At 63.1% G+C, this 521-nt stretch carries 1 pseudogene; it reads right to left on the bottom strand.

Annotated features, from left to right (window positions below):
- A pseudogene (locus MRS74_RS23585) lies at positions 1 to 521 on the bottom strand (anthranilate 1,2-dioxygenase large subunit); the annotation flags it as partial.

Raw genomic sequence — 521 nt, 5'->3', positions numbered from 1 at the left:
ACCGGCCGGATACCCAGCGCCTCGGTATTGGCCGTCGGGCCACTGGTCCAGTTTTCACAGCCGCGGGAGATGTCGCTCCAGCGCTCGGCGCGGCCCTGGAATCCCTTCTGGGCTTCGCGGAACTCCACCAGATCATCGGGGGTTCCCATGCCGGAGACGTTGAAGAAATCCTCAAACTGGCGGATGCGGTTCTCGCGGTCGGCGTCGGACTCACCCTTCACGCCGAGGCAGAAGCTGTGCACTTCGGTCTTGTTCCAGGCCACGGGCCGCACGATGCGCAGCTGGGAGCTGATCTGATCCATGAAGAACAGGCTGGGGTAGATATTGAGGTTGCGCAGGCGGTGCATCATCCACTGCGCCCGGGACTCGCCAAACTCTGCCACCAGCCGCGGCATGACACTGGCATAGCCGGGACGCACCTCGGGGTTGGGCATGTCGCTGAACAGAATGGTGTGACCGTTCTCGAATGCGAACCAGCCGTCATCGGTGTCCTTGTCACCCGCGCCCAGCTTGCTGTAGTC

It is taken from the genome of Marinobacterium sedimentorum (assembly GCF_024267675.1).
GTDB lineage: Bacteria > Pseudomonadota > Gammaproteobacteria > Pseudomonadales > Balneatricaceae > Marinobacterium_A > Marinobacterium_A sedimentorum.
This window is presented reverse-complemented; position numbering and strand designations above follow the sequence as displayed.